The 12,762-nt window shown below is 27.2% G+C and carries 5 protein-coding genes; all 5 read left to right on the forward strand.

The genetic code is table 11. The features are described from left to right. The first annotated feature begins 119 nt into the window (after window positions 1-119). The 5 genes from RYM86_RS14060 to RYM86_RS14080 all read left to right on the forward strand — a co-directional run bounded on the left by RYM86_RS14060 (window position 120) and on the right by RYM86_RS14080 (window position 12,538). A complete protein-coding gene (locus tag RYM86_RS14060; protein ID WP_315081259.1) occupies window positions 120-1,352 on the forward strand; it encodes a cadherin-like beta sandwich domain-containing protein in 1,233 nt (410 codons plus the stop codon). A gap of 667 nt (window positions 1,353-2,019) precedes the next feature. Continuing rightward, entirely contained in the window at window positions 2,020-3,453 is a 1,434-nt protein-coding gene (locus RYM86_RS14065; protein ID WP_399547822.1) for a cadherin-like beta sandwich domain-containing protein, read from the forward strand. Between the two features lie 43 nt (window positions 3,454-3,496). Then, entirely contained in the window at window positions 3,497-5,584 is a 2,088-nt protein-coding gene (locus RYM86_RS14070; protein WP_315081261.1) for a GGDEF domain-containing protein, read from the forward strand. Between the two features lie 391 nt (window positions 5,585-5,975). Further along, window positions 5,976-10,190: an InlB B-repeat-containing protein gene (locus RYM86_RS14075; protein WP_315081262.1), complete on the forward strand. Its 4,215-nt coding sequence runs from the start codon at window positions 5,976-5,978 to the stop codon at window positions 10,188-10,190. Between the two features lie 752 nt (window positions 10,191-10,942). After that, window positions 10,943-12,538 (forward strand): peptide chain release factor 3, encoded by a 1,596-nt coding sequence (locus RYM86_RS14080; RefSeq protein ID WP_315081264.1) that lies wholly within the window; start codon window positions 10,943-10,945, stop codon window positions 12,536-12,538. Window positions 12,539-12,762: the final 224 nt, after the last annotated feature.

The following is a 12,762-nucleotide window of genomic DNA, read 5'->3' on the forward strand; positions in this document are numbered from 1 at the left end:
TGTATTTATTAATGAGTTTAAGTTATGAAAAAAGAATTAAGAATATCTTAAGCTTAAATTAATTTACTTGTTATCATTGTCGTGGTAAAATATACAACATATAAGGGAGGAATGGTTAAATGAACAAAATATTCAAAAGAGCAATAGCGTCATTACTTACTGTAGCAGCATTTACTGCAGTTGGTCCTGTAAAATATACAAGCCTATTTACAACTGAAGCTAATGCAGCTACAACAGAAACTGCAGGAAAAGCTAAATTAAAAGATTTACAAGTTGGTAAATCATCTGGTGGAGATTTACAGTTATATGATGATAAAAAATGTAAGAGTAAAGATAAGGTTGATTTTGATCCAGGTGACGATGAATATTATGTAAATATAAAATCTGGTAGTAAGGTATATATACAACCAGAAGTTGAGGATGGATATGAATTTGAAATAAAAAAGAGTTCAAAGAAATTTAAGGCAGATGAAAAAATATCTGTAAGTTCATCTTCTACTACAATAAAAGTAAAAGTTTGGGAAGAGAATAATGAGAGCAATAACAAGACATATACAATAAAGGTTCTACGTGATACAGATAAAGATGATGATGACGACGATGATGATTATGATGATATCTACTTAGATAATCTTGAAGTTAATGGAAAAGATATTAGCTTAAAAAATAGTAAAACTACTTATACTGTAGATGTTAATGAAGATAAAACATCAGTTAAAATCATTGCTGAACCAGAAGATGATGAGTATACAGTAAAAATCGATGGAAGTACAGTTGATGACGATGATGATTATGAAAAGAAAGTCACTTTAAATAAAGGTAAAAATGAAATCAAAATAAGAATTAAAGATGATGATAAAAATGAAAGAATTTATACACTAATCATCAACAGAGGATCATCTTCTGATAAAGATGAAGATAAAGACGATGATAAGAATAACAATAATTCAAATAATAATACAAATGTAACTGCTAGACCAAATCAATGGGTAACTGTTAATGGAAACTTAATGTATAATGACTCATTAGGAAACCCTATTAAGAATGCATGGTTCATAGATAGAAATTCTGGAGCATGGTATCATTTCGAAGCTGATGGAACTATGAAAAAAGGCTGGTTAAATGATAGAGGCACTTGGTACTATTTAAATGAATATAGTGGACAAATGCAAAGTGGATGGGCTTATGTAAGCGGACAATGGTATTATTTGAATCCACTATCAGGAGCAATGCAAACTGGTTGGGTGAATGACAATGGTACATGGTACTACTGTGATGGATCAGGAAAAATGCTTAAGAATACAAATGTTGGTGGATATAGATTAGGATCAAGCGGTGCTTGGATAAGATAATACAATGTGTTAAGTATTAGAAATACATTTTGTAATAATATTTAATTATTAGAGTATAAAATTTAATATTATTTAAGATAAAAATGCCTTGGAGAAATAAAAATTTCTTTAAGGCATCTTTGTGTTTGGATAATATTACAAATATTATGTAAAATATTTATTAAAAATGTAATTTGTAAACGAATATTTCTAAAATCTATTGAATGCTGGAAAAAATATGATATAATTATATTAAATTTTCAATTATATCGTTAATTATTAGAGAGAGAAAAAGGAAGGTCACATAGAGAGAGATGTGACCTTCCTTTTTCTCAATTTAGAGTGGATTTTAAATGTTTATTTGATTTTTAGCTGTTTTTTTAATGTGTGTTGATATATGCAATAGGCAAAGTGACATTGTAATTGAACTTTGAGAATTCTTAATGAGTATTGTTACATTTACTGCTTGTCTCAATTTTACATTGGGAGCAAGCTAAAATGGGACTATACTCATTTTAGTATTCCTAAGTTCAATTACTCAGTCCACTTTGCTTATGAATATATCAACATGATACTAAAACACACCATAATTTCTAAACATTAATATTATCTTAAGCTAATGTTAATTTACTATCAATGTTTAAAATGGTAAAATAAAAAGTACTCAAGTATTTAGAGGGATGGTGAGATTAGTTTGAAGAAATTTTTTAGAAATGTTATTATGTCGTTTTTATTTATTGGTATATTTTCAGTGTTTGAACCGTCGAAATATCTGAATTTAACTAATAAAAAAGTATACGCAGCTAGTAAAGTATATTTAGATAATATATATTTAAGTGACAAATACGATATTGATTTTTCTAGGAAAAAGTATTCGTATATTTTAGATGTTGATAAATCACTTGAAGAAATAGTAGTGAGAGCTAGACCAGAAGATTATAAGGATACAGTTAAAATTAATGGAGAGATTATAACAAGGGATGATAAATATAGAAAATTAGTACCTTTAGAAATTGGAAAAAATAAAATTGAAATAGAAGTTAAAGATAATAATAGTGCTACAACAGCCAAATATACATTGTATATTTATAGAGGTGGAAATGAATGCAACTATTTACTAGATGATATAAATATTGATTCAAGTAATATTGGTTTTAAGAAATATAGAAATTCGTATAATATTGAAATTGATGATGATACATCTAAAGTTGTTCTTAAAGCTATAACAAAGGATAAAAACTATAAGGTAATTGTTAATGGGACTGAACTTGATTATCCCAATCTTATTAGAATAAGATTTAGTGGAATTGGGAAATATGAAATTAAAATTAAAGTTATTGATCCTGAAACAAATAGATTTAAGGAATATGATTTAGATATGTATGTAGGTATTCCTATATCTCCAGATGTATCTAATTCTATAAATTCAGTTGTAAAACCTAATCAATGGGTAATGGTAAATGGAAGATGGAGATATAATGATTCATTAGGAGAACCTATAAAAGATAAATGGTTTTTTGATACAAAATATAATAACTATTTTTACTTTAATGAAAGGGGAAATATGAGGACAGGCTGGCTTTATATTGATGATGAGTGGTATCACACATCCATTGATGGGGAACGACAAACAGGCTGGCTTTTAGAGGATAATGAATGGTATTATTTTGATCATGATGGAACAATGAAAACAGGTTGGATTCAATATAAGGATAAGTGGTATTTCTTAGATTCAATTGGGGCTATGCAAACAGGTTGGATTTGTGATAGAGGTAATTGGTATGTTTTAAACAGCAATGGTGAAATGATTATCGGTTGGATAACATATAATAATAATAGATATTTTCTAAAAGATAATGGACAAATGGCAGTAGGATGGTTTAACAATGAAAATGAATGGTACTATTTTAACGCTAATGGAAGTATGAAAAGCGGAGAATGGTTATTTTATAGAAGTAATTGGTATTATATAAATTATATTGGTACAATGAGAACAGAATGGTTATATAAAGATGATAAATATTATTACTTAAATGAAGATGGAACAATGAATACAGCTACTAAAACAATAGATGGATATACTTATAATTTTAATAAAGATGGCTCAGTAAATTTTAACTGACTTATGTATTGACTTAATGATTTGACATGGAGGTTAACTGTTTATGAAGTTTCCTGAATTACAAGAGCACATTAAGGTTTTTATGAAGAATGAAAGTTATATAGACTATTTTAGAGAGTTTGCAGTTCAGACTATTGAACATGATCCACATTATGTGAAGAGAGTTATGGAATATGTTTTGGATATTTCAAAAGAGCTTAACTATGAATTAGCAATACATTGGTGTCTAATATATATAGGATGGTGTGAACAACTTGAATGTAATTTTGAAAAATCAATAAAATTACATTTAATATCAAAGGAATATTTTGAAAAAATTAAAGAACTAGAGGGTATTAGTGTAACATGTAATGCTCTGCTTGTTGATTATTTAAAAACAGGTCAATTTGATTTAGCTATAATTAATGCATTAAGGGGAGCTGATATTGCAAGAAAATTAGGGAATAAAAAGTTATCCATAGTGCTATTACTTAATATATCATATGCATATATAGATTCTTATAATTATGATGAAGCTATTAATACACTAAAAAAACTTAAAGTATATAAAAGTGAATTTAATTTCAAACATGAAATATTAATGTGCACCATTTTAGCAGAATGTGCACTTTTTATAAATGACCTAGAAAGAGCATTTGAGTATTCTACATCTGCATTAAAAATGATAAATAAGAATAAAACAAAAATGTATAAGGTAGAATCACTTTCTATAATAGCAGATGTTTTATATAGAAAGAATGAAGAATGTAAAGCCATAAAATTATTTGAAAAATCATTGGAAATTGTTAAACAAGATGATAATTATTTAAGAGCAAAAATATTAATAAAATGGGGACAATGTAATTTACACAATGAAAATTATATTTTAGCAAAAGAAAAGTTTTTAGAATGTGTTAATTTATTAGAAGAAACAAACTTTATTACGTTAAAATCAAAAGTTTATAAAGAACTGAGTGATATATATGAAAAGTTAGGAAAATATAAAGAAGCATTTGAAGCAATGAAATATTATGATAAGTATGAAAAAAGAGTATATGATTTACACGGCAGTAGTTGGCTTAGCATTTTTAAATACAGAAATTTAGAAGAGAAAGCAGATGTATATAGAGAATTATATAACAAGATAGATCGGATTTCAGAATTAGGAAAAGAAATAATATCAATATTAGATATAGATAAGTTACTATACACTATTTATATTGAAGTTAAAAAATTAATTGATACAGATATATTTGGAATTGCTTTATTTAATGAACAAAAAAATGCATTAGACTATAAATTATTTATAGAAAATGGAGACTTTAAAAATTTATGTTCTATTTCTCTTGATAGTAGAAATAGTTTTGGTGTGTATTGCTTTAAAAGTAAAAAAGAAATTTTAATTAACAATATTGAAGATGAATATGTTAAGTATGTAAAAAAATTTGATATTAATAAATACAAAAATGCTCCATACTCAATACTGTATATTCCTATAATTATTAAGAATAAATCAATAGGTGTTATAAGTGTTCAAAGTTATAGAAAAAATGCTTACACAAGAAATGATTCTAATGAACTTAAAATTTTATCTTCGTATATAGCAATTGCACTTCAAAATGGTAAATTATTTAATAAAGTTGAATATTTTGCAAAGTATGATTCATTAACAGGAATGTTTAATAGAAATGTTATATTAACTCAAGGTGAAAATATATTAAATAATACATTAGAAACAAAACAGAGTTTTTCTATAATAATGATTGATGTTGATTATTTTAAACAAATTAATGATAACTATGGGCATGACATAGGTGATATTGTTTTAAGAGATGTTAGCTCGATAATAAAAAGTGAAATTAGAAATACTGATTATTTAGGACGATATGGTGGAGAAGAATTTTTGGTATTATTACCAGATATAAATTTAGAAGAAGCTAAAAAGATTGCAGATAGAATTAGAAAAAGTGTAGAGAATTATAAATATTATTACTTAACTAATGAAAAACATAATCGTGTTACATTAAGTCTTGGTGTTTATGAATTCAATAGAAATGAATTTGATTTTTTTGAAGGTGTAAAAAAAGCAGATAAAGCATTATATATGGCAAAATCTTTAGGCAGAAATATGGCTGTTGAATATTCAGGATAGATTGAATGTTTTTTATGGGCTGTTATACTTAATTTTGTTAATAACAATTATAAGTATAGCAGCTCATAATTTTTTATTCTTTAGGAAATTATATTACTAAAGAATATGTGGATAACTTTTAGAATACTGTATTTTAAAGATATTATGAGTACCCCTAAAGAATAGAAAATAATCATATTTAGTACGGGACTTTATAAAAGTCTCTAATGCTGAAATCTCAATAATATCTCAATTAAGAGATATTGTTTGTGGATGTGTAGGTTTTTTACTAGGATGTCCTTCAAATAACAGGTAAAGTTTGTTATTATTATATTATAAAATATTACTATTTAGTAATTTAGATATTAGATAGTAATATTTTATATAAAAAATTTACATATGGAGGATAATAATGAAAAATGTGCTTTTCAAGAAGGTGCTAGCATCGGTATTAACAGCAACTACAATTATAACATTTATACCTGTTAAGGCATCAGCAACATGGACAAGAGATTATTCTGGAAATTGGAATTGGATAGAAAATGGACATAATTCAATTGGATGGAAAAATATAAATGGAAACTGGTATTACTTTGATTATAGCGGAGTAATGAGAACTGGATGGATTAATGACTGGGGCTGTTGGTATTATGCTGATTCTAATGGTGTAATGCAAACAGGAATAGTTGAAATATATGGCAAAATTTATGCCTTTGATAATAGTGGAATTATGCAAAAAGGAAACGTATCTATAAATGGTCAAAGCTATAAATTTAATGATCAAGGTTATGCAATAGGAGACAAGATTCCAGCACCTATTAAGGTTTTTGATAATGGAAATAACTTATTACCATATGGATCTAAACCACCATATTCTAACTCAGAAGATTCATCAAATGATTCTGATTCTGAAGATGATATTTTTAAGGATGTTGAAACCATAAAAGTTAGATATAAAGTTACTTTTAATACTGACGGTGGAAGTAGTGTTTCAGCTATAACTAATATAAAATCAGGAAAAACTATAGATTTACCAAAAGAACCTACAAAGAGTGGATATAAATTTGATGGTTGGTATAAAGATGAAGACTTTGATAAAGAGTTTACAGAAGATACTAAGATAAAATCAAACATTAAAGTTTATGCAAAATGGATTAAAGAAAATTCATCTGATGATTCTAATTCAGGAGACTCATCTTCAAATAGTGGTTCAATAATTATTAATAACATACAAGTAACTGTAGGTGAAAAAGAATCAGATATTGGTAATGTTAAAGTAAGTGCTAAGGCAAGTAATTATGCTGGATTAACTGAGACAACCATTGATTTAATAGACAAAGAGACTAATGAAGTTAAGAAGACTCAAACTCTTAACATAGGTGGAAGTGGCTATATAGGATTTACATTTACAGGCGTTGAAAAAGGAATATATTATGCAAAGATAACAGTTGGAAAAGTAACTTCTAATTCACCACAATTTATTATATTATCAAGAGATGAAATAGCTAATAGTGATGTTATAAAAGATATGAATGAACTTAGATTACAAGATATAAGTTTAGTAACAAATGATTTAAGTTTACCTACAAAAGGATTACATGGTAGTACTATTACTTGGAAATCATCAGATTCAAATATAATAGACGCTGCTACAGGAAAGGTAAATAGGCCAGATGGAGTTGGAACAGAAGTAGTTAAATTAGCTGCAACTTTATCTAAAGGTGATTCTACTCCAGCAACTAAGGAATTTAATGTATATGTTAAAAAGTTTGATAAAGACTTAGGTAATGCAGTTAAAGGCATTAATGATGCTGTAAGTAATGGAGCTAATGAAGATGAGAAGATATTAGCTATTAAAAATAAATTAACTACAAGTTCTATGGTAGCTATTGGTGTAAGTGAATCTCAACATAATAAATATAAGGAATTAAAATTAACTTCGACTTCAGATGAAAATCAAACTTATCAATTAGCAGTAGCAAAAGCAATTTATGATGATTTAAATTCTAATAATTATATATCAGGATCGTCTAGTGATAATGTATATAAAAAAGAACTCGAAAATGAAGCAATTGGAATTATTAGAGTTTTTGATTTGTCTGTCACTGAACAATATAGATTAAAGAAAGAAAAAGAAAATCAAATAGAATCAGATAATAAATTAAAAGAAGCAAAAGTAGAACTAACGAAAGTTATTAATGCACAATATTCTGATGGATCTTTAAGAAATAAATTAATAGAAGAACAAGATAAAAATACTAGAGAAAGTTGGACCAGTTATATTTCAGCCTTAACTAAGGCAATAGAAGTTGAATTTTCTGATACTACGTCTTTATCAAGTATAGAAAATGTTATAAATTATTTAGAGTCTTCTAGAAAATCATTAACAGGTGCTTATTTAGTCACAATAAATCTTTATAAAAATGATATTAATTGGTCTGATTTTAAGGGAACTATAAGCTTCCAAAAAGGTACTTCATCAAGTAATATAAATGCAGAAGTGGCAGGTGGAAGTTCATATAAGGCAACTTTAACAAAGGGTCAATATAAGATACTAGTTGATGGAAAGTATACAGGGGAAACTATAAATGTAATTGATAAAACAGAAAATAAAGAATTACGCTATTATACAGTAAGATTTGAAATGAAAAAACCAGATATAATAGAAGGAAAAGTTATTACTAAATATGGAAATACTATAGATGGATATTCAGTAATTAATTCTGGAGACCCTATACTTGCTAAGGAGAATAATGAATTAATTCTTAGTGCAGATGCTACCAGTAACTATACAAGTGAATTTAGATACTTATGGAAAAAAACAGATGGTTCATCATTAGATGGAAGTTATAAAGTGGATGAAAAATCTGCACGTATTGCTATTTCTAATATTAAGGATTATGGCAAGATAGAATTAGTATGTGAAGTTAATCCAAATGAATTGATAATAACTAATATAAATGGTGTAGCTAATAATGATAATTCGGGAAATGCTACAGTTACTGCTAAGGTATATGAATATAACGGTCAAGATAAGAAAGTTGAATTGTTTAAAGATAATGCTTTATTTAAAACAAATATTGGTAATGATGTAGAAATAGATGCTGATGGAAATCTTAAAACTAATTTTACTGGATTAGAAAAAGGTTCATATAAAATTAAAGTTACTATAGGATTTTTACAACGTGAATCATCAGGAAGCTTCTATGTTAATAAGGTTGATCAAGCGGTATTAGAGTCAGTAAATGCTATTAATGAGGCAATGAAGAGTGACGCTACAGATTCAACTTATACAAAACTTAGGGAATTATTTAGTCCTGATAATCCTAATAGTCGTTATTTAATTTCTATTGGATTAAATATTGATGGGTATTCAAAGTTAATTGAATCTACCAATAAATATACAATAGAAGTTGCTAAGTCAGTTTATAAACCTTTAGAGTATAGTATAAGTGATGTTAACACTATTTCAAAAGCATTTAATGATGCAGTTACAAAACAAACAAATATAAAGAAAACTGATGATGCTAATTCAGAAGTAGAAGAAAATTTAAAAAATGCAAAAGAAGCATTAAAAAAAGCATTGGATAATGCCATGGAAGCAGATCGTACTACTTGGAAAAAGAAAGATACAGATTATACAGAAGAAAGCTGGAAAAGTTATGTATCAGCAGTTATGAGTGCTATAAAGATTGAACAAAATTCGACTTCAACATTATCACAAATAACTAGTACTACAAATACATTAACAAATGCAGAAAGTTCATTAAAAGAAGGTTTTGAAGGAATAATAAAGATTAATAAGGATGGAAATCTTTATGATGGGATTGGAACAATAACCTTAAAGAAATTTGAAAATGGAAGTTTTGGAAATATAGTATCAGGAGATAATGTGAGTTTAGGTACTATAAAAACTAAAAGGATAGAAAGTGGATATTACAATATATTTGTAAATGGAAAAAATACAGGTATTAAAATTGAAGTAAGCAATAAATCATCAAATTCTGAAGTTTTAGAGTACTATACATTTAATTTTGCTTTGAGTGGTACAAACTCTATAGATAGTAGTAAAAGTAAAATAACTTTAACAGAATTTAATAATAGGGTAGAAGGAACAGATAGAAATAAAGTTATTAAATCTGGAGATGCAGTACTTAGTGGCAATAATGTACTTATGACAATAACACCTTCCATGATAAGCGGAATTTCTGGAATAAGTGAATTTGTTTATCAGTGGACAGGCAAAGATGATTTATTAACATCAAATACTAATACAGCTACTGTCTATACAGTGTCAAGTAAATTAGATATTGCTTGTAGTGTAAAACCTAAAAATCCTGTAATTTTTAATCTTTCAACAAGTGCTGATAAAACAGGAAAGGTAAATATAACAGGTCAAGTTGATTATGGTAACAGTAGCAATAAAGATATAAAGGTTGAGCTATTTAAAAATGTGGACTTAATAAATCCAGTAGTTAGTAAAACAAGTGTTGGATTAGATACTGAAGGAAAGTTTAATGTAGATCTTAATGCACCTGCAACTGGAAAGTATATAGCTAAGGTGACAATAGATTCAATAACTAAGTCATCCAATACTTTTGAAGTAAATATAGAAACAACTCCATAAATAAAAATATAAATAGCACAAAAAACTGTGAATGAGTTTTAGGTGTTGTGTAAAAAATCCTTATGAGCTGTTATATTTAATTACTGTTAAAGATAGTTAAGTATAATAGCGCGTAAGGTTTTTTATTCTTTAGGAATTTATATTATTAAAGAATATGCGGATAACTTCTAGAATAGTGTATTTTAAAGGTATGATGAGTGCATCTAAAGAATAAATAATATTTGATAAAATTTTATAATAAAATTATTCTATCTATATTAAATTCAATACTTAATATAGATAGAATATGTATTTAAAAGCATAGATGTGATATAATACTTTAGTCAATATATTGAATGTATTTAGTGTATTTGGACATATTTTAATATAGATAATATTATTAAAAGAATTAAATAAAAATAATTGTGTTTATAACATGTTTTGATATATACAATAGGTAAAGTGGCATTGTAATTGGACTTTGAGAATCGTTAAGTGAGAGTCGAAATTTTATATTTCGTTCCTCGAACTTACTCAGCGACTATATAGGAGTCGAGTTTCCTCTTTTAATTCACATTTACTGCTTGTCTCAATTTTATATTGGAGCAAGCTAAAATGGAACTATACTAATTTTTAGTATTCCTAAGTTCAATTACTCAGTTCACTTTACTTATGTATATATCAAAATCTTTGATAAAATATTTTAGAAACAATAAATTTTAAGAATGTTTATAATAGAATTAATGAAATTTTAAATTAGGGAGGATTTACATTTGGCTGATTATATAAAAGAAATTGAAAAGAGAAGAACCTTTGCGATTATTTCCCATCCAGATGCGGGAAAAACTACATTAACAGAAAAGTTCTTGTTATACGGAGGAGCTATTAGACTTGCAGGTTCTGTTAAAGCAAGAAAGGCATCTAAACATGCAGTTTCTGACTGGATGGAAATTGAAAAACAAAGAGGTATCTCAGTTACTTCATCTGTTATGCAATTTAACTACGATGGTCACTGCATTAACATATTAGATACTCCAGGTCACCAAGACTTCTCAGAAGATACATATAGAACACTTATGGCAGCAGATAGTGCAGTAATGGTTGTAGATGCTGCAAAAGGTATTGAGGATCAAACAAGAAAGTTATTCCATGTTGCTTCTTTAAGAGAAATGCCTATATTTACTTTTGTAAATAAGATGGATAGAGAAGCTAGAGATCCATTCGGTTTACTTGAAGATATCGAAAATGAATTAGGAATTAAAACTTATCCAATGAACTGGCCAATTGGTTCTGGTAAGGACTTTAAGGGTGTATATGAAAGAGATAATAATAGAATCATAGCCTTTAATGGAGGAAACCATGGTCAAAATGAAGTTGAAGCTATAGAAGGTTCAGCAGATGATCCTAAATTTAGAGAAATTTTAGGAGAAGCACTTCATGATAAGTTAATGGAAGATATTGAACTTCTAGATATTGCGGGAGATGATTTAGATTTAGATGCTGTAAGAAGTGGGGAATTAACTCCTGTATTCTTTGGTTCAGCATTAACAAACTTTGGTGTAGAACCATTCTTAGAACATTTCTTAAAAATGACTACATCACCACTTGCAAGAAATTCATCAGAAGGAGTTATTGACCCATTTGAAGATAAATTCTCAGCTTTTGTATTTAAGATTCAAGCTAACATGAATAAAGCTCATAGAGATAGAATTGCATTTATGAGAATTTGTTCAGGTAAGTTTAACAAAGGTGAAGATGTATATCATATGCAAGGTGGTAAGAAGATTAAACTTGCTCAACCTCAACAATTCATGGCTCAAGATAGAGAAATTGTTGAAGAAGCTTATGCAGGAGATATAATCGGGGTATTTGATCCAGGTATATTCTCAATAGGAGATACATTATGTACTCCATCAAAGAAATTTAAGTTTGAAGGAATCCCAATATTCGCACCAGAACATTTTGCAAGAGTAAGACCAGTTGATACTATGAAGAGAAAGCAATTTATAAAGGGTGTTACTCAAATTGCTCAAGAAGGCGCAATACAAGTATTTAAAGAAATTCATATAGGTATGGAAGAAATAATAGTTGGAGTTGTTGGTGTACTTCAATTTGAAGTTCTAGAATACAGATTAAAGAATGAATATAATGTAGATATTAAGATGGATAGATTAGCTTATAGATATGTAAGATGGATAGAAAATAAAAATATTGATATGGATAAGTTAAATTTAACTTCAGATACTAAGAAGGTTAAGGATTTAAGAGATAGAAACTTACTTATATTCCAAAATGATTGGGGAATAAGTTGGGCTTTAGATCATAATAAAGATGTTATACTTTCAGATGTAGGTAAGAGTGAAGATTAATATAAAAATTTAGAATTATTAGAAGAAGAACGTGAAAATTGAATATAGAAAAAATTACACTTTATTTTTAATAAAGTGTAATTTTTTTTGATTTATATTGATGCAGTGATATTTTATTGATGGTAATTTTGTGAATTAGTAAAAATATAATACATAATTTGATAAAAATAAAAATATATATTATAATATAAAAATAAATAATAATTAATATTAATTAATAATAT

Origin of the sequence: uncultured Clostridium sp. (genome assembly GCF_963527835.1) — a bacterium.
Classification (GTDB): Bacteria; Bacillota; Clostridia; order Clostridiales; family Clostridiaceae; genus Clostridium.

What these genes read in the sequence shown, in the direction of transcription:
- RYM86_RS14070 (WP_315081261.1), top strand. Translation starts at nt 3,497, where the DNA reads ATGAAGTTTCCTGAATTACAAGAGCACATTAAGGTTTTTATGAAGAAT.
- RYM86_RS14075 (WP_315081262.1), top strand. Translation starts at nt 5,976, where the DNA reads ATGAAAAATGTGCTTTTCAAGAAGGTGCTAGCATCGGTATTAACAGCA.
- RYM86_RS14060 (WP_315081259.1), top strand. Translation starts at nt 120, where the DNA reads ATGAACAAAATATTCAAAAGAGCAATAGCGTCATTACTTACTGTAGCA.